At 68.7% G+C, this 18005-nt stretch carries 14 protein-coding genes; 7 read left to right on the forward strand and 7 right to left on the reverse strand.

The window, feature by feature from the left end:
* Window positions 1–101 precede the first annotated feature (101 nt).
* The gene (locus tag ACUVWL_RS02415; RefSeq protein WP_262093172.1) at window positions 102–839 is read right to left on the reverse strand and encodes an SIMPL domain-containing protein; all 738 of its coding nucleotides are present in this window, start codon (window positions 837–839) and stop codon (window positions 102–104) included.
* Between the two features lie 129 nt (window positions 840–968).
* Between ACUVWL_RS02415 and ACUVWL_RS02420 the strand changes: the two genes are divergently transcribed.
* The 4 genes from ACUVWL_RS02420 to tldD are packed head-to-tail and all read left to right on the forward strand — an operon-like array spanning window position 969 to window position 8449.
* The gene (locus ACUVWL_RS02420) at window positions 969–1577 is read left to right on the forward strand and encodes a Maf family nucleotide pyrophosphatase (RefSeq protein WP_032961948.1); all 609 of its coding nucleotides are present in this window, start codon (window positions 969–971) and stop codon (window positions 1575–1577) included.
* Complete coding sequence (gene rng, locus ACUVWL_RS02425; RefSeq protein WP_005418079.1) at window positions 1570–3057, forward strand: ribonuclease G; 1488 nt, start codon at window positions 1570–1572, stop codon at window positions 3055–3057. Before ACUVWL_RS02420 ends, rng begins: the two co-directional genes overlap by 8 nt.
* A 30-nt stretch (window positions 3058–3087) precedes the next feature.
* Window positions 3088–6945 (forward strand): YhdP family protein, encoded by a 3858-nt coding sequence (locus tag ACUVWL_RS02430; protein WP_445978784.1) that lies wholly within the window; start codon window positions 3088–3090, stop codon window positions 6943–6945.
* A gap of 58 nt (window positions 6946–7003) precedes the next feature.
* On the forward strand, window positions 7004–8449 hold the full coding sequence (tldD, locus tag ACUVWL_RS02435) for a metalloprotease TldD (RefSeq protein WP_014647936.1): 1446 nt from the start codon (window positions 7004–7006) through the stop codon (window positions 8447–8449).
* A gap of 41 nt (window positions 8450–8490) precedes the next feature.
* Here the strand turns inward: tldD and yjgA are convergent, their stop codons facing one another.
* Entirely contained in the window at window positions 8491–9078 is a 588-nt protein-coding gene (gene yjgA, locus ACUVWL_RS02440) for a ribosome biogenesis factor YjgA (RefSeq protein WP_014647935.1), read from the reverse strand.
* 68 nt (window positions 9079–9146) lie between these two features.
* Between yjgA and pmbA the strand changes: the two genes are divergently transcribed.
* Both pmbA and ACUVWL_RS02450 read left to right on the forward strand, forming a co-directional pair.
* On the forward strand, window positions 9147–10514 hold the full coding sequence (gene pmbA, locus ACUVWL_RS02445) for a metalloprotease PmbA (protein ID WP_014647934.1): 1368 nt from the start codon (window positions 9147–9149) through the stop codon (window positions 10512–10514).
* 87 nt (window positions 10515–10601) lie between these two features.
* A complete protein-coding gene (locus tag ACUVWL_RS02450; RefSeq protein WP_014647933.1) occupies window positions 10602–10973 on the forward strand; it encodes a DUF4870 domain-containing protein in 372 nt (123 codons plus the stop codon).
* Window positions 10974–11049: 76 nt separating this feature from the next.
* Here the strand turns inward: ACUVWL_RS02450 and ACUVWL_RS02455 are convergent, their stop codons facing one another.
* From ACUVWL_RS02455 to ACUVWL_RS02475, 5 genes are all read right to left on the reverse strand, one after another.
* Window positions 11050–11928 (reverse strand): polyprenyl synthetase family protein, encoded by an 879-nt coding sequence (locus tag ACUVWL_RS02455; protein ID WP_032961955.1) that lies wholly within the window; start codon window positions 11926–11928, stop codon window positions 11050–11052.
* Window positions 11918–12178: an exodeoxyribonuclease VII small subunit gene (locus tag ACUVWL_RS02460; RefSeq protein WP_014647931.1), complete on the reverse strand. Its 261-nt coding sequence runs from the start codon at window positions 12176–12178 to the stop codon at window positions 11918–11920. Before ACUVWL_RS02460 ends, ACUVWL_RS02455 begins: the two co-directional genes overlap by 11 nt.
* A 36-nt stretch (window positions 12179–12214) precedes the next feature.
* Entirely contained in the window at window positions 12215–13501 is a 1287-nt protein-coding gene (gene tilS, locus ACUVWL_RS02465; protein ID WP_445978785.1) for a tRNA lysidine(34) synthetase TilS, read from the reverse strand.
* A gap of 561 nt (window positions 13502–14062) precedes the next feature.
* Window positions 14063–14602 carry a WG repeat-containing protein gene (locus tag ACUVWL_RS02470; RefSeq protein ID WP_032960809.1) on the reverse strand — a complete coding sequence of 180 codons (540 nt, stop codon included), beginning with the start codon at window positions 14600–14602 and terminating at the stop codon, window positions 14063–14065.
* The gene (locus tag ACUVWL_RS02475) at window positions 14599–16305 is read right to left on the reverse strand and encodes an alkaline phosphatase (RefSeq protein WP_445978786.1); all 1707 of its coding nucleotides are present in this window, start codon (window positions 16303–16305) and stop codon (window positions 14599–14601) included. The genes ACUVWL_RS02470 and ACUVWL_RS02475 overlap by 4 nt, the downstream gene beginning before the upstream one ends.
* A 154-nt stretch (window positions 16306–16459) precedes the next feature.
* Between ACUVWL_RS02475 and ACUVWL_RS02480 the strand changes: the two genes are divergently transcribed.
* On the forward strand, window positions 16460–17794 hold the full coding sequence (locus tag ACUVWL_RS02480) for a dicarboxylate/amino acid:cation symporter (protein WP_014647927.1): 1335 nt from the start codon (window positions 16460–16462) through the stop codon (window positions 17792–17794).
* The last annotated feature ends 211 nt before the right edge of the window (window positions 17795–18005 follow it).

The raw sequence follows: 18005 nt of genomic DNA on the forward strand, positions 1-18005 counted from the left end.
GCATGATCGTTGGGCTGGCCTTCAGCCAGTGTCGGCGGAGGGCACGAAAAAGGCGGGCCCCCTGCGGGACCCGCCTGTGTCGTCGACCGCGGCGGACGCGATCAGCGGCCCAGTTCGAACACCACGTCCAGGTTGACCGAGAGGGTCGATTCACCCGGTGCGACCGGGGTGGCCTTGTCCATCGCCGCACCGGCCGCCATGGTGCGCATCATCTGCATCGGGCGGAAACCGCCGCTGCTGTTCTCGGAGATGCTGACGATGCGGCGCACCTGCAGGCCCAGCGACTTGGCATAGGTCTGGGCGCGGGCCTGGGCCTTCTTCAGCGCGGCCAGGCGGGCTTCGTCATAGACCGGTTCGGGCTGGTCGATCTCAAACTGCGGACCGTTGATCTGGTTGGCGCCCTGAGCGGCCAGCGCATCGAGCACCTTGCCGAGCTTGGCGATGTCACGGACCTTCAGGCTGACCGTGTTGCTGGCCTGGTAGCCGGTGATCTTCGGCGCCTCGTTGTCGGCATAGCGGTACTGCGGGTTGAGGCTGACGCCGCTGGTCTGCACGTCGCGCTCGGCGATGCCGGCGGCCTTGATCGCGGCCAGCACCTTGTCCATCTGCTGGGCGTTCTGGCGCATGGCGCTGTTGCCGTCGGCGGCCTGGGTGACCACGCCGGCCGACAGGGTGGCGACGTCCGGCACGCGGGTGGCCTCGGCGTTGGCCGAAATGTTCAGCAGGGTGCCTTCGGCCGCGGCGGCGATCGACGGCGACGACGGGGCGGCATGGGCGGTCATCGAGGTTCCAAGGGCGAGGGACAGGGCGAGCAGCAGCGGGGTGGCGGTCAGGCGCATGGGATCTCCTTGTTGTGCGGTGAGGGTGGTGTCGTAGCGATGAACGCGCTGTGAGCCTGTAAGGGGTTGTACGCGTTCCGTAACGGGTTGCCGACGATTCAGGTGACGGGCTCAGGTTATGCTGTGCCGATGCTCTATCTTGCTTCCCGCTCCCCCCGACGCAACCAGTTGCTGGCCCGACTCGGACGCCCCTTCCAGGCCCTGGACCTGGAGGTCGTCGAGCAGCGCGCCGCGACCGAGAGTGCCGAACAGTATGTGTGCCGGGTCGCCGCCGACAAGGCGCGCGCCGGGCTGGCCCGGGTGCTGGCCGAGGACCCGCAGGCGCGGGTGCTCGGCTCGGACACCGAGGTGGTGCTGGACGGTGAAGTGTTCGGCAAGCCGGCCGACGCCGCCGGCGCGCGCGCGATGCTGGCGCGTCTGGCCGGGCGCACCCACCAGGTGATGACTGCGGTGGTGGTGGTCGGCGCCGACGGGCTGGACAGCGAACTGGTCATTTCCGAAGTGACCTTTGCCCCGATCGCCGCCGCCGACATCGCCGCCTATGTCGCCACCGGCGAGCCGTTGGACAAGGCCGGGGCCTACGCCATCCAGGGCGGGGCCGAGCGCTGGATCGAACATCTTTCCGGCAGCTACTCCGGCGTCATGGGGCTGCCATTGCTGCATACCGATCGTCTGCTGGCGCGCTGTGGCGTGCCGGCCCCCACTGCCGATGCCGCCAGGGAGGCTGCCGATGTCTGAGGAAATCCTGGTCAATGTGACCCCCCGCGAAACCCGGGTCGCGGTGATCGAGAACGGCATGCTGCAGGAACTGCACATCGAGCGCGGCTGGCGCCGGGGTGTGGTCGGCAACATCTACAAGGGCAAGGTGCAGCGGGTCATGCCCGGCATGCAGGCCGCGTTCGTCGAGGTCGGCCTGGAGCGCGCCGCGTTCCTGCACGCCAACGACGTGGTGCGCCCGGCCCCGGTGGCCAGTGCCGACACCGAGAACACGACGCTGCCGCCGCCGGCCAGCGTGCCGATCGTCGAGCTGCTGCGTGACGGCCAGGACATCGTGGTGCAGGTGGTGAAGGACCCGATCGGCACCAAGGGTGCACGCCTGACCACGCAGATCAGCATTCCCTCGCGCTACATGGTGCTGCTGCCGCAGTCCAAGGTGGTGGGGGTGTCCGCGCGCATCGAGGATGAAACCGAGCGCGCCCGCCTGAAGGCGCTGGTGACCGAGTTGTCGGCGCAGCACGGCGGCTACGGCTACATCGTGCGCACCAACGCCGAAGGGCAGCCGGCCGAGGCCATCGCCGAGGACATCGCCTACCTGTCGCGCGTGTGGAACGTGGTCGAGCGCCGCGGCCGCGAAGCGCCGTCGTGCAGCATCATCTATGAAGACCTGAGCCTGCCGCTGCGGTCGGTGCGCGACCTGATCCGCAAGGACGTGGACAAGGTGAAGGTGGACTCGAAGGAGACCTTCGGCCAACTGCAGGCCTTCGTCGCCAAGTACATGCCGGTGCTGGCCGAGAAGCTGGAGCTGTACTCCGGTGACCGCCCGATCTTCGACATGTTCGGCGTGGAGGACGAGATCGGCCGCGCGCTGGACAAGCAGGTGCCGCTGAAATCCGGTGGCTACCTGGTGATCGACCAGACCGAGGCGATGACCACCATCGACGTCAACACCGGCTCGTTCCTCGGCCAGCGCAACCTGGAAGAAACGGTGTTCCGCACCAACCTGGAAGCGGCGCAGGCGGTGGCGCGGCAGCTGCGGTTGCGCAACCTGGGCGGCATCATCATCATCGACTTCATCGACATGGATGATGCGGAGCATCGTCGCCAGGTGCTGCGCACGCTGGAAAAGGCGCTGGCCCGCGACCATGCCAAGACCACGGTCTATGATTTCTCGCCGCTGGGCCTGGTGGAGATGACCCGCAAGCGTACGGTGGAAAGCCTGGAGCGCCAGCTGTCGGAGACCTGCCCGCAGTGCAGCGGCCGCGGCAGCATCAAGACCACCGAGACGGTGACCTACGAGATCTTCCGCGAGATCACCCGTGCCGTGCGCCAGTTCGATGCTGCGCGCCTGCTGGTGATCGCCTCGACCAAGGTGGTCGCGCGAATTACCGATGAGGAATCCTCGGCGGTGGCCGAGCTGGAAGAGTTCCTCGGCAAGAGCATCCGCTTCCAGGCGGACGAGCAGTACCTGCAGGAGCAATTCGATGTCGTTCTGCTCTGATCCTCGCCGGCTGCAGGCCGGCGGTGGCCGATGAGCGCGCCGCCGCGCCTGCGACTGCGAAGGATCCGCCGTCATTTCATTGCCGCCTGTGCGGTGGGCCTGGTCGGGCTTGCACTGCTGGTGGGCACGCTCAGCCAGCTGCTGCCGCTGGCCGAGCGTCATCCTGACAGGATTGCCGCCTGGCTGAGCGAGCGTGCCGGCCAGCCGGTGCGTTTCGACCAGCTGCAGACCGCCTGGACCCGTCGTGGCCCGCTGCTGCAGCTGAAAGGCCTGCGCATCGGCGCCGGGCAGGGCCTGGCGATCGGCGAGGCCGAGGTGCTGGTATCGATGTACAGCGGGCTGCTGCCCGGGCGCTCGCTGACCGAGCTGCGCCTGCGTGGCCTGGCGCTGGATCTGCAGCAGGGCGAGGACGGACGCTGGACGGTGCGCGGGCTGCCGCAATCGGACAACGGCGGCGATCCGCTGGATGCGCTGCGCCGGCTGGGCGAGCTGCAGGTGATCGGGGGGCGCCTGGGCGTGCACGCGCCGACGTTGGGCATCGACACCACGCTGCCGCGCATCGACCTGCGCATGCGGGTCAATGGCGATCGCCTGCGCGTGGGCGTACGCGCCTGGGCGCAGCCCGAAGCGCTGCCGCTGACCGCGGTGCTGGACGTGGACCGTGCGCGCGGCAACGGCGAGGCCTGGCTGGGCGCCGACCCGGTCGATTTCCACGCCTGGGCGCCCTTGCTGGCGGCTGGCGGCGTGCGCCTGCGCGAGGGCAAGGGCGAGTTGAACCTGTGGTTGACCCTGCGCGATTTCGCGCCGGTGGCGCTGACCACGGATTCGGACCTGCGCGACGTGCGTATCGATGGCGCACCGATACCCGGCATGGCGGCGCCGCAGCTGCAGCTGCAGCGACTGCAGGCCCGCCTGCGCTGGCAGCGCCAGGCCGAGGGCTGGGCGCTGCAGGTACCGCAGCTGCGGCTGAAGAATGAAGACGGCGAGCAGCGCCTCGATGGCCTGCAGCTGCAGGTCGGCAAACAGCTGCAGGTCCGTTCCGGTGAAGTGCAGGCCGGCATCGCACTGCGTGCGCTGGCCCTGAGTGATCGCCTTGAGCCGGGCCTGCGTCGCTGGCTGTTCCTGTCCAGGCCGCAGCTGGACGTGCGCGCGTTGCAGCTGTCGGGCGAACGCGATGGCCCCCTGTGGGCGCAGGGTGAACTGCAGTCGCTGGGTTTCGCCAGCGTGGGCAACTCGCCCGGCCTGCGCGGCCTGGGCGGGCGCTTTGAAGGCGACGCCGACGGCTTCAGCCTGCAGCTGCAACCGCAACGGCAGCTGCAGTTCGATTGGCCGACCGGCTTCGGCGTGCGCCATGACCTGCACCTGGCCGGACAGATCGTGGGCTGGCGCGACGAGGGCGGTGGTTGGCGGATCGGGACGCCGGCGATGCGTGTGGAAGGCACCGACTACGCGGCCGACGTGCGCGGCGGGGTCTGGTTCCAGGGCGACGGCACGCGGCCGTGGCTGCAGCTGGCCGCGAAGCTGGACGACGTGCCGATGACGGCGGCCAAGCGCTTCTGGATCCACTCCAAGATGAGCAAGGGCGCCACCGACTGGCTGGACATGGCGCTGGCTGGCGGCCAGGTGCGCAATGGCGTCGGCCTGGTCACCGGTGACCTGGACGACTGGCCGTTCGACAACAATGATGGCCGCTTCGAGGCCACCGGCCACATCACCAATGGCGACATCCGCTTCCAGCACGACTGGCCGCTGATGAGCCAGGTCGACGCCGACATCGCCTTCATCGGCCCTGGCTTCGACATGCGTGGACGGGGTGATCTTGCCGGCGTGGCGGTACAGAAATTCGAAGCGGGCATTCCGGACTTCGGGCACCAGCCGTTGTACGTACGTGCCGACGCGCCGAGCGAGGCCGGCAAGCTGCTGGCGATGCTGCGCCAGAGCCCGTTGCACAAGGATTACGGCGATACGCTGGACAATCTGGTCGCCAGTGGTCCGGCCCATGTGACCTTCGATCTGCTGCAGCCGCTGCATCAGGACGAGGGCGAGGGCCACCTGCAGGGCACGGTCGATCTGGCCGGCGTGAAGCTGGTCGACAAGCGCTTCCAGCTGACCTTTGACAACATGCACGGGCAGGCGCGCTACAGCAATGGCGGTTTCGGCGCCGAGGACCTGGCGGTGCGCCACCTCGGCCAGGAAGGACGGCTGAGCCTGCGTGCCGGCGGTTACGTGCATGACAGCACGCGCGCCTTCGAGTCGCAGCTGACCGCCCGCCTCGATGCCAGCGTGCTGATCGACCGTGCTCCGGAGATGGCCTGGCTCAAGCCTTACATCAACGGCAATTCGGCCTGGACCATCGGCGTCAACCTGCCCAAGGTGGCGCCCGGCGCGCCTGCGCCGCCGAGCGAGCTGCGACTGAGTTCGGACCTGGTCGGCACCCGGCTCGACCTGCCGGCGCCGCTGGACAAGCCGGCCGCCGAGCCGCTGGCGACCACGGTGGCCGCGCAGCTGCCGATGGGCGCCGGCCGCATCGATGTGGCGTTCGGCCAGCGCCTGGCCCTGGCCGCGCGCAGCCACAACAACCAGACCGGTGTGCAGGTCACGCTGGGCAGCGACCATGTCGACCGCGAGCCGCCGGCGAGCGGACTGACGGTCAATGGCCGCAGCCCGACCCTGGATGCGCTGGAGTGGATCAGCCTGGCGCGCGGTGGGAGTGACGACGACGCGATGCCGCTGCGCACGGTCGACGTGCAGGTCGGCCAGCTCAAGCTGATTGGCGGAGTCTTCGAGCAGACCCGGCTGCAGCTGCACCCGGGCCCGCAGGCACTGGACGTGCGCCTGGACGGGCCGTCGCTGGCCGGCCGCCTGACCGTACCCAACGCCGACGGCGGCACCATCAGCGGCCAGCTTGACCGGGTGCACTGGCAGTCACTGCCGGCGGCACCGGGTGCGGCCGCCGCGCCGGCGCGGGTACAGGCCGGTGCCAATGACATGGACCCGGCCACGCTGCCGCCGTTCGCGCTGGATATCGCCGACCTGAAGTTCGGCAAGGTGGTGCTGGGCCAGGCGGTGCTGCGCACGCGCCCGCTGGCCAACGGCCTGAACGTGGACGCGTTGCGCTTCCGCGCGCCGGACCAGGAAATCGACATCACCGGCCGCTGGCTCGGCCGTACGGGCGGCGCCCGTACCGAACTGACCGCGCAGGTGCGCAGCGAGGACCTGGGCGGGCTGATGCAGAACCTTGATTACGGCGGCCAGCTGCGCGGCGGTTCCGGCCAGGCGCAGCTGCAGGCGGCCTGGAGCGGGGGGCCGTCGGACTTCCAGCTGGGCAACCTGCAGGGCAGCCTCGACCTGCATGCGCGCAATGGCCAGCTGCTGGAGCTGGAGCCGGGCGCCGGCCGCGTGCTGGGCCTGCTCAGCGTCGCGCAGCTGCCGCGGCGGCTGATGTTCGATTTCCGCGACTTCTTCTCCAAGGGCTTCGCGTTCAACCAGATCGAGGGCAGCATGCAGTTCGGTCAGGGCATGGCGCGCACCGACAAGGTGCTGATCGAAGGCCCGGCGGCCAACATCACCATCCGTGGCCAGGCCGACCTGCGCAACCAGCAGTTCGACCAGACCATCGACGTCAACCCGCGCGCGGGCAACCTGCTGACCGTGGTCGGTGCGGTGGCCGGCGGCCCGGTGGGGGCGGCGCTGGGCGCGGCCACCAATGCGGTATTGTCCAAGCCGCTGGGCGAGATTGGCGCCCGTACCTACAAGGTGACCGGTCCATGGAAGGAGCCGAAGGTGGAAGTGATCGAGCGCAGCCGCGACAAGACCCCATCACCGCCCGTGCCGGCACCTGCACCGGCCATTCCGCCGACCGTCACCGACCTGCCGCGCTCGCGCTGAGCACGGCTTCCTGTTCACGGGGCTTGCCTGAGCGCCCCCGCACCCCCAGATCGAAACCATGACTGATATCGCCCTGACGCTTGCCCAAGACCGCCTGCTGCGCCCCGGCGGCCTGGATACCGCCGGCCTGGAGCGCACCTTCGGGCAGCTGCTCGGCCCTGGTGTCGACTTCGGCGACCTTTATTTCCAGCACGCCCGCCGCGAGAGCTGGAGCGTGGAAGACGGCATCGTCAAGGACGGCGCCCATTCCATCGAGCAGGGCGTGGGCGTGCGGGCGATTTCCGGCGAGAAGACCGGCTTCGCCTACTCCGATGACATCCATGCCGATGCGCTGCTGGCGGCGGCGCAGTCGGCGCGCGCGATCTCGCGCGAGGGCGGTGCGCAGACCGGACGTTCGCTGCTGCGCGGCAATGCGCGCGCGCTGTACCCGGCGCTGGACCCGATCGACGGCATCGGCAACGAGGCCAAGGTCGAGGTGCTCAAGCGCCTGGATGGCTACCTGCGTGCCGCCGACCCGCGCGTGAAGCAGGTGATGGTGAGCCTGTCCGGCGGCGTCGATACGGTGCTGATCGCCCGCAGCGACGGCGTGCTGGCGGCCGACGTGCGCCCGCTGGTACGCCTGAACGTGCAGGTCATCGTCGAACACAACGGCCGTCGCGAGTCCGGCTACGCCGGTGGTGGTGGCCGTTATGGCTACGAAGCGCTGTTCGCCAGCGGCCGCCCCGAAGCCCTGGCCCAGGAAGCGCTGCGCCAGGCGCTGGTGAACCTGGACGCGGTGCCGGCGCCGGCCGGCATGATGCCGGTGGTGCTCGGCCCGGGTTGGCCGGGCGTGTTGCTGCACGAAGCGGTCGGCCACGGCCTGGAAGGCGACTTCAACCGCAAGGGCACCAGCGTCTACGCCGGCCGCATCGGCGAGCGCGTCGCCGCACCGGGGGTGACCATCGTCGACGACGGCACCCTCGACGGTCGCCGCGGTTCGTTGAACATCGACGACGAAGGCCACCCGAGCCAGTGCACCCCGCTGATCGAGGACGGCATCCTGGTCGGCTACATGCAGGACAGCCTCAACGCGCGGCTGATGGGCATGGCCCCGACCGGCAACGGGCGCCGCGAATCGTTCGCGCACCTGACCATGCCACGCATGACCAACACCTACATGCGCGCCGGCGAGCACGACCCGCAGGAGATGATCCGTTCGGTGAAGAAGGGCCTGTACGCGGTGAACTTCGGCGGTGGCCAGGTCGACATCACCAGCGGCAAGTACGTGTTCTCGGCCACCGAGGCCTACCTGATCGAGGATGGCCGCATCACCACCCCGGTGAAGGGCGCGACCCTGATCGGCAACGGCCCGGAGACCATGCAGAAGGTGCGCATGGTCGGCAACGATCTGGCCCTGGACGAGGGCGTGGGCATCTGCGGCAAGGACGGGCAGAGTGTGCCCGTGGGTGTCGGCCAGCCCTCGCTGTTGATCGAGGGCATCACCGTCGGCGGTACGCAGGCCTGAGCGTGGCGATGGCCGCGGCCACCGCCCGGGCCGGCGCGGACTCAGTCCTCGTCGGCCTCGTCGACCGGATCGCCGGCGTGTTCGTCGCCCGCCGTCTTCAAGCCCAGCGCCGCCGGCAGCATCAGCGTACGCAGCACCTGGAAGATCTCGCGGTAGGCGCGCGGCGGCTTGTTCTTCGCCTTTTCGGCCTGCGCGTTGCGTACCAGGGTGCGCAGCTGCTGGCGGTCGGCCTGCGGGTAGTCGTCAAGCAGGGCGGCCAGCGCCTTGTCACCGTCGGCCAACAGGCGGTCGCGCCAGTCTTCCACGCGGTGCATCATCGCCACTTCGCGGCGGCCAGTCTCGCTGTTGGCGTCCAGCGCATCGCGGATCGCGTCCAGCGTTGCCTCGTCCTCGCGGCGCATGTGCTTGGCCAGGAACGCCAGCTGGCGCTTGTGGGCGATGTGGGCGGTGATGCGCTTGCACTCGGCGATATGCGGCAGCAGGTCTTCCGGGATCGGCAGGCGCGCCAGCTGGGCCGGGGTCAACGACACCAGCTTCTCGCCCAGGGCCAGGACGTCGAGCGCGTCGCGCCGGTTCTGGCTGCGGCTCTTGTCGTGGAATTCACCGGTTTCTTCGTCGCGTCCGCGCATCGTCCCTACCTGATCTCAAAAAAAGTCGCCCGGCGTGATGCCGGGCCCAACCTGTACAGGATAAAGCATTGAACGTGATCGCCCCTGAAGTGGCCGTCGGCGACGACAGCCCGGCCCGGCTGGAACGGCTGGCCGACCTCTCCCAGCAGCTGCTCGACCGCGCCCGCGCGCTGGGCGCCAGCCAGGCCGAGGTCAGTTGCAGCGAGGACCGCGGACTGGAGGTCAATGTCCGCCTCGGCGAGGTCGAGACCGTGCAGTCCACGCGTGACCGCGGCATCGCCGTGACCGTCTATTTCGGCCAGCGCAAGGGCAGTGCCAGCACCGGTGACCTGAACGAGGCCAGCCTGGCCGCTACGGTCGAGCAGGCCTGCGCGATTGCCCGGCATACCGAGGATGACCCGGCTGCCGGCCTGGCCGAGGCCGCACTGATGGCCACCGACTTCCCGGAGCTGGACGGTTGGCACCCGTGGGCGCTGCAGGCCGATGAGGCGGTGGACCTGGCCCTGGCCTGCGAGGCGGCCGGTCGCGAGGCCGACGCGCAGATCCGCAATTCCGACGGCGCATCGGTGTCGAGCATGCAGAGCCTGTCGGTGTATGCCAATTCGCATGGTTTCTTTGGTCGTGAGCGCGGCACCCACCATTCGGTCGGCTGCGCGCTGATCGCCGGGCAGGGCGATGGCATGCAGCGCGATGGCTGGTACACCAGCGCGCTTGCCCGGGAGGACCTGGAAGACGTGGGCCTGGTCGGCCGTCGTGCCGCCGAGCGCACCGTGGCCCGCCTGCAGCCGCGTTCACTGGCTACTGGCAGCATGCCGGTGCTGTTCGCCCCGGAAGTGGCGCGCAGCCTGGTCGGCCACCTGCTGTCGGCGGTGTCCGGCGGCGCCTTGTACCGCCAGGCCAGCTTCCTGCTGGACAGCGTCGGCCAACGCCTGTTCCCGGAATGGATGCAGATCGACGAGCTGCCGCACCTGCGCCGTGGCCTGCGCTCGGCCGCCTTCGACGGCGACGGCGTGGCCACCCGTAGTTCGGCGCTGGTCCGAGACGGCGTACTGCAGCGCTACGTGCTGGGCAGCTATTCGGCGCGCAAGCTGGGCCTGCAGACCACCGCCAATGCTGGCGGCGTGCACAACCTGCAGCTGGCGGCCAATGCCGGCCCGCTGGAAGAGATCGCCCGGCAGATGGGTGACGGCCTGCTGGTGACCGAGCTGATGGGGCAGGGCGTGAACGGGGTGACCGGCGATTACTCACGAGGCGCGGGCGGCTTCCGTGTCGAGAACGGCGAGATCCAGTACCCGGTGGACGGCGTCACCATCGCCGGCAACCTGCGCGAGATGTTCAGCAGCATCGAGGCGGTCGGCAGCGACGTCGACCCGCGCTCGCACATCCGGACCGGTTCGATCCTGCTGGGGCGGATGACCGTCGCCGGTAATGATTGATGGCATTGATGACGTAAGCTATGCGCGCCTGACGCAACCAGCTTGGTGCTGGTGGGTCAAGACCACCCAATGAAAAGGAGTTTTGTCGTGAGCGAATTCGATAACGTCCCGCCGCCGCCGGCAACCACCGATGCCCCGGCCGACCAGCGCACCATGGCGCTGGCTGCGCACCTGCTGGGCATCTTCACCTGGTTCATCGGCGCCCTGATCATCTGGCTGATCAACAAGGATGACGCCAGCAAGGCCTTCGTGACCGACCAGGCCAAGGAAGCGCTGAACTTCCAGATCACCGTGACCATCGCCATGGTCATCAGCATCATCCTGATGGTGGTGATCATCGGCGGCATCCTGGCGCCGATCGTGGGCATCATCAACCTGGTGTTCTGCATCATTGCCGCAGTCAAGGCCAACAACGGCGAAGCCTATCGCTACCCGTTCACCCTGCGCCTGATCAAGTAATACCGGCCGCATGTGCAAACAGGAACGCCCGGCATTGCCGGGCGTTTCTGTTTGAGGGCAGCGTCACCGGCGGCGATCAGTGATCGCGTTCCACCGCCAGCGTTGCCAGCGCGCGCAGCGCATCGGCCTCTTCGCCATGGCCGGCCAACGTGGCCTGCATGCGTGCGGCCAGTTCGCGCAGCTGCGCCTTCGCGCCGTCCATGCCGAGCAGCGCGGGGAAGGTGCTCTTGTCCTGCGCCTGGTCCTTGCCGGCGGTCTTGCCCAGCTGTTCGGAACTGGCTTCGACATCGAGGATGTCATCGCGGACCTGGAAGGCCAGGCCGAGTGCATCGGCGAAACTGTCGAGCTGGGCCAGCTGCGGCTCGTGGGCCTGGCCGCACAGCGCCCCCATGCGCACCGCTGCACGGATCAGCGCGCCGGTCTTCAGCGCATGCATGCGGGTCAGTGCCGCCAGGGTCTGCTGTTGGCCGGTGGCATCGATGTCCAGCGCCTGGCCACCGCACATGCCGGAGGCGCCGGACGCGTGAGCGAGGGTCTGCAGGCAGGCCACGCGCAGCGTGGCCGGCAGCGGCGCATCGGCCAGCAGGCCGAAGGCACGCGTCTGCAGGGCGTCGCCGGCCAGGATCGCGGTGGCTTCGTCGAAGGCGATGTGGGTGGTCGGCTTGCCGCGGCGCAGGGCGTCGTCGTCCATCGCCGGCAGGTCGTCATGCACCAGCGAATAGGCGTGGATCAGCTCGACAGCCATCGCCGCCGCGTCCAGCTGTTCCGGCTGCGCGCCGAACAGGTGGCCACTGGCATACACCAGCAGCGGGCGCATGCGTTTGCCACCGCCCAGCACCGAATAGCGCATGGCCTGGTGCAGGCGCTGCGGTGCTTCGGCGGGCGAGGGCAGGGCGGCATCGAGCTGGCTTTCGATACGGTCGCGCCAGCGCGCGAACAGGGCTTCAGCCGTCATGGTTGGGCGGATCGAAAGGCTCGGCCGTTTCCGGCTGGGCCGGATCGCTGAGCAGGCGCACGCGCAATTCGGCCTGCTCCAGCGCCTGCTGGCACTGACGGTACAGACCGACGCCGCGTTCGTAAGCACTGAGCGACGCTTCCAGGCTCAGCTCGCCGGTTTCCATCTGCTCCACCAGCTGCTCCAGCGATTCGAGCGACTGCTCGAACTGGGCGACCGGGGAGGCGTTTTCGGGGGACTTCTTGGCCATGCGGCAAGTGTGGACGGGCTGCGCGCGGGGGTCAATTCACCAGCCGCCCGGACGCCACTGCAGCTGCGCGTCGTGGGCCTGCAACCAGGCCTGCAGGGGAGCTGCGATGACCACGTCGGCGGCGGCAAGCAGCTGCGCTCCATCGAAGACCAGCGGCAGCTGGGCGCGTCGCCAGGGGGCAAGGTGTTCGCGTTGCAGGCAGTCCTTCAGCGCATGCGAATGCTGGCGACCGGGCAGCAGGATGCGTTCGCCGCCCACACGCGCACGGACCTGGAGCGGCCGTTCGAAGGCCTCGGCGCCGTGCAGGTGCAGCTGACCGCCATCGGGCAGCGCCAATGGCGCGCGTCCATCCCATCCGGCCTGCCAATCATGGGGAAGCGCCGGCAGTTGCGCGGGCAGGAGATAGGCATGATCGCGCCATTGCTGGATGGCATGATCGTGCCAGCGCACCCGCGCCTGGCGATCGTTGCCGGCTGGCAGCAGCTCGTCCAGCGCCTGCTGCAGCACCGTGGCCGGAAGTGGGGCGGCCCCATGGCCGATCACCCAGGCACGGAGCACGCGCGCGGCGCGGCCCGGTGACACCTGGCGCAGCAGCTGCAGCGACAGCACACGCGGTGCCACCTCCAGATGCACGATCAGCTCGGCGTCCTCCTCGTCCAGCAGTTCGCGGGTCTGCCGGCAATGCAGGGCGCTGCCCGCCAATGCCGCGGCGGTGTGCGGCCAGCGCTGGCGCAGCAACGGCAGCACCTGCAGGCGCAGGAAATTGCGATCGGCGTGGTCGTCGGCGTTGCTGGGGTCTTCAACCCAGCGCAGCGCGTGCTGGTGCGCGTAATCGAGCAGCGCACGGCGCGGCACCGCCAGCAGCGGTCGCCACACACGGTGTTCGCCTACGCGGCTGTCTGCGGACATCGCGGCAAGACCATCGACGCCGGAGCCACGCAGGGCACGCAGCAGGAAGGTCTCGGCCTGGTCGTCCAGGTGCTGCGCCAGCGCCAGTGTTTCGCCGTCGCGCAGTTCGGTGGCGAACGCGGCGCGTCGCGCCTGCCGTGCTGCGCCTTCCAGGCCCAGGCCCGATGTAGGGGCGATCTGCACGCGATGCACGGCCAGTTCGATGCCCAGCGCTGCGCATTGGTGCTGGCAATGCAGCACCCAGTCGTCCGCATCGGGGTGCAGGCCATGGTGCACGTGCACCGCGCGCAGCGCCGTGCCGGAGGCCTTGGCGCTGCGCCACAGCCAGTGCAGCAGCACGGTCGAGTCGACACCGCCGCTGTAGCCCACCAGCAGTGGCGCATCCAGCAGAACGAGGGCAGGGAAGGCAGTCACGGCGGCAAGTATAGGGTTGCTCGGCAGGGCTGCGCCCTGCACCCGCTACGATCCAGAGCAACGGCAACAGCAACAGCAACAGCAACAGCAGAAGCTGGTTTCCTGAGGGTAGGCGGGGTGGGTCCGGTTGCGGGGGCCGCTGCAAGTACGTCCATGTAAGCTCGGTCGCCGCATCCATGCGGCTCACGCCCCCGCAACCGGACCCACCCCGCCTTCGACAGTTTCCTGCGAACTGTTGGACGTGCCGATGGGGTCAGATCCGTTTTCCTGCGGAAAACGGATCTGACCCCGATTTATTTCGATATCTGACAGATGTGTCGACCAAGGTCGACACCTACCAACAGCCGCCGGAAAACTGTCGAAGGCGGGGCACTGTGGGTTTGCGGGGTGTGAGCCGCATGGATGCGGCGACCAAGCCCCCAGGGACGGGTTTACGGCGTCCCCGCAAACCCACAGCGCCCCGCCATCCCACGGAACGCACGCTGTTGCTGTTGCTTCGGCCGTGGCCGTTGCTATTGCTCTGGCGTGTAGCAGGTGCAGGGCGCAGCCCTGCCGAAAAACCTACTTCACCCGACGGCCCGCGCGGTCGATGCGGAACCACTCCCCGCCTTCCATCGGCGTGTGGCCATCGGCATCCGGCGTGCCGCGCCGACAGCCGTTGCAGACCTCGGCCACGCCATCCTGGAACGGCCACCCGAAATCGTAGGTGCCGGGCACCACCTGGCGGAACGTCAGGTCGAAGTAGCCGACGCGGTTGCCGACGCGGCCGCGCAGCAGGCCTTCCTGCGGTGTTTCCGGGCCGTTGTCCCAGGTCAGCACAGGCAGGCTGCGGCCCTTGCGGTCGACGTAGTGGAAGCCCTGGTCGGCATACACCACGGCCAGGCCGTGGTCGTCGTAGTTCAGGTCCTTCAGCGCATCGGCGCTGATCTTCGGCCGGTGATCGACCACCTCGCAGTTGGGCAGCGGCCACAACCCGTGTTCGTCGGTCAGCAGCTTGCAGGCCGGCGCCTGCGCCAGCGCGCTGGAACCGGCCAGTACGCCGAGCAGGACCAGCGACCGCGCGAAGCGGCCGCGGTCGAGGCGGGCCTGCCGCACGATCACTTGGCCTCGGCCTTGCGCTCGAAGGCCGTCGGTGCCGGCAGCTGCACCGGCACGCCCTTGTCATCGCAGGTGCCGGCCTGGCACAGGCGCTCGCGCAGGGCCGGGGTGGCCTGCACGATCATGTGGTAGATCGCGTTCTGTTCCAGCGTGCCGCGGATCGCCTTGCTGCCCGGGCCACGCGCCCAGATGCCGACATCCTCACCACCGTGCGATTCGGACTTCATCGGCACCAGTGCTTCCTGCATGTAGTCCGGATGCTCGGTGTCGACCTCGCGCAGGTTCGGGCGGCCGTTGGCCGGTTCGAAGCTGCTCGGGTTGTGCGGGTAACGCTTCGGGCCGGCCGGCTGCTGGTTGCTGCTGCCGGTATGGCCCGGGCCGTTGGCATAGCTCAGCGTGGTGTACGGCTGGCCGGTGCCGTCCAGCGCGTAGTCCAGCTTGCCGGCACCATCTTCGCCGCCCTTGTCCTTCACCTTGCCCAGGATCGGATTGCCACGTGCCGGGTAGCCGACGAAGTTCAGCGTATGCGAGTGGTCGGCGGTGACGATGATCAGGGTGTCATCGGCCGAGGTCAGCTCGTTGGCCACGCGCACCGCGTCGGACAGCGCCACGGTCTCGGTCAGTGCACGGAAGGCGTTGCCGCTGTGGTTGGCGTGGTCGATGCGCGCGCCTTCGATCATCAGCACGTAGCCTTCCTGGTGCCTGGCCAGATTCCTGATCGCTGCAGCCGTCAGTTCGGCCAGGCTCGGCTCACCGCCCGGATCCTGCGGGCGCTCGTATTCGTAGCGCATGTGGTCCGGTTCGAACAGGCCGAGGATGGCCGGCGCATTGGCGGCCGCCGCCAGCTGCTTGCTGTTCCACACGTAGGCACCCTGCGGGTGCGCCTGCTGCCATTCCTGCACCAGGCTGCGGCCATCCAGGCGCTGGCCGACCTTGTCGTCGTATTCCGGATCGCGCTCTTCCACGGTGGTGAATTCAGCGCGACCGCCGCCGAGAGCGACCAGCGGGCCGCGCCCATAACGCGAGGTCGACAGCAGCTGCTGTGCGATGTCCTTGCAGCCTGCAGCCTTGGCCGCTTCAGTCAGGTCGGTGTCGTTTTCCCAGTTGCGCTCGGGTGAGTGCGCATAGGTGGCAGCAGGGGTGGCATGGGTCAGGCGCGCGGTGGACACCACACCGGTGGCCAGGCCGGCGCTGTCGGCCAGCTGCAGCCAGGTCAGCAGACCCTTGGACAGGCTGTCGGCGCAGTCGGTGCGGCTGCCGGCGCTGACACCGATCGCGCCCATGTGGGTCTTCACGCCGGTGGTGATGGCGGTCATGGTGCCGGCCGAGTCCGGCGTCTGCGAATCGGTGTTGTAGGTCTTGCTGAACGCCGTGGCCGGGAAGCGCTCCCAGGACAGCAGGTTCTCCTCGCCCGAGCCACCCTTCTGCTGGCCTTCGTAGATGCGCGAGGCGGCCACGGTGGTCAGGCTCATGCCGTCGCCGAGGAACAGGATGACGTTCTTCGCCTTGCCGGACATCGCGCCGTTGGCGGCGGCCTGGGCGGCGCCACTGCGGTACCACCATTGCGGGGTCTCGCCGGCCGGATGGGCGACCGGGTCGACGGCGACCTTCAGGCCGGCCGGGGCAGAGGCGGGGGTGGTGCTGGCGCAGGCGCCCAGCAGCAGGGTGGTGGCGCAGGCGGCCAACAGGGAGACGGAACGGCGCATGGACGCTGGGATCTCACAAACTGTAACGGGACGTTCATTATGCCCGCCCCTGCAAGGCACGCCGATGACACACTGATTTGCCGGCCGGGCGGTCGTTCTGCGGGCCGCCTTGGGCTATCGTGCCAGCATCCCTTCCTTCCCCTCTGGATTGCCTATGAAGCTGGTCTCTGCCTGGCTGCGGATTCCATTCTGGCAGCGCGTGGTCGGTGGCTTCGTGCTCGGCGCGCTGGCCGGCTGGGCGCTTGGCCCGGCCGCGGAAACGTGGTTCGGCCCGCTCGGTGAGCTGTACGTCACCCTGATCAAGATGATCGCCGTGCCGCTGGTGTTCTTCGCGGTCATCAACGCGATCTCGTCGCTGCACGGGCAGAAGTCGGTCGCCGCGCTCAGTGGCCGCACCTTCCTCTGGTTCGTGATCACCGCGGCGCTGGCGGTATGCGTTGGGCTGGGCGTGGGGACCGTGCTGCAGCCCGGTGCCGGCGGGCTGCAGCTGACAATGGCCAGCAACTACGTGCCGCGCGAAGTGCCCAGTGTGGTGCAGGTGCTGCTGGACGTGGTGCCGGCCAATGTCTTCTACGCGCTGTCCGGCATCGGTACCAAGGTCAATGCGGCCGGTGAGACTGTGCTGGCGGCCGGTCGCGGCTCGATCCTGCCGGTGATCTTCTTCGCAGGCCTGGTGGGCTTTGCCATCGTCAAGCTGGGCGAGAAGGTGACCGAGGCGCGCAAGCTGGTCGGCCAGATGAGCGACATCATGATCCAGGTGACCCGCTTCGTGCTGGAAGTCACCCCGATCGGTACCTTCGGCCTGATCGCCGGCCTGGTCGGCAGCTATGGCTTCGAGAAGCTGCTGCCGCTGGGCCATTTCGTGCTGGCCCTGTACGTGGCCTGCGCCCTGCACATCGTGGTGGTCTACAGCGCGCTGCTGCTGGCGCACGGCCTGAACCCGCTGAAGTTCTTCCGCGGCGCGGCGCCGGGCATGCAGGTGGCCTTCGTCAGCTCGTCCAGCTTCGCCGCGATGCCGGTGGCGCTGCGTTCGATCACCCACAACCTGGGCGTGAACAAGGACTACGGTTCATTCGCGGTGCCGCTGGGCGCCAGCATCAAGATGGATGGCTGCGGCGCGATCTATCCGGCGCTGTGCGCGGTGTTCATCGCGCAGTACAGCGGTGTGCCGCTGACCCCGGAGCAGTACGTGGTGGTGCTGATCGCCTCGGTGCTGGGCAGCTTCGGTACGGCCGGCGTGCCGGGTACCGCGGTGATCATGGCCACGGTGGTGCTGAGCGCAGCCAACCTGCCGCTGGAGACCATCGGCTATCTGTATGCCATCGACCGCATCCTCGACATGATGCGCACGATGACGAATGTGACCGGCCAGATGCTGGTGCCGGTGATCGTGGCCAAGGAAACCGGGCTGCTGGACCAGGCGGTGTATGACAATCCGTCCAGCAATGTGGGCGTGGACGATCCTGACCCGACACCGCCACGCAGCTGAGGTTGCGTGGAGATGAAAGGCCCGCCCTGACCGGCGGGCCTTTCGTTTGGGAGATGGCTGACGCGCTGCCGGCCGTGGTAGATCCACGCCATGCGTGGATGGAGGCGGTGCCGACCAAGGTCGGCAGCTACCCACCATTACGCGGGCCCCAACAAAAAAGCCGCTGCAGGGCAGCGGCTTTCTCGTGTCAGACGGCGCTGTGACGCCAGCC

This window comes from Stenotrophomonas muris, assembly GCF_052751275.1.